Genomic DNA, 394 nt, shown 5'->3' with positions numbered 1-394 from the left:
ATGCCATGGCCATGGATACAGAATACAATTCCGGGCCCGCCCCTTTACCGTCACAGGCGCCCCCCGGCAGGGGAATAAAGGCCGTCCTGCTTGTCTTCGGGCTGTGCGGGGTCGCCGCCCTGGGAGGGGCCGCGGTCAGAAACGGGGGGGCCATGGAGGCTTCCAGAGCCATGGTACAAAAGGTCAAGGATGCCTCCGGCGCCGTGGTGCAGAAGGTCGAGGATGCCTCCGGAGCAGTGGTGCAGAAGGTCGAGGATGCCTCCGGCGCCATGATGCAGAAGGTCGAGGATGCCTCCGGAGCAGTGGTGCAGAAGGTCGAGGATGCCTCCGGAGCAGTGGTGCAGAAGGTCGAGGATGCCTCCGGAGCAGTGGTGCAGAAGGTCGAGGATGTCTC

General features: G+C 64.2%; 1 protein-coding gene. It reads left to right on the top strand.

Annotation, left to right across the window (positions count from 1 at the left end; all coding sequences use genetic code 11):
• Positions 1 to 170 precede the first annotated feature (170 nt).
• Positions 171 to 394: hypothetical protein (locus EOA85_RS37120; protein ID WP_206523524.1), on the top strand; the 224-nt coding region annotated here is incomplete at its 3' end.

It is taken from the genome of Mesorhizobium sp. M5C.F.Ca.IN.020.29.1.1, from assembly GCF_003997375.1.
Lineage (GTDB): Bacteria > Pseudomonadota > Alphaproteobacteria > Rhizobiales > Rhizobiaceae > Mesorhizobium > Mesorhizobium wenxiniae.
Note: the sequence above shows the minus strand (reverse complement) of the source record. Positions and strands in the feature narration are given on the sequence as shown.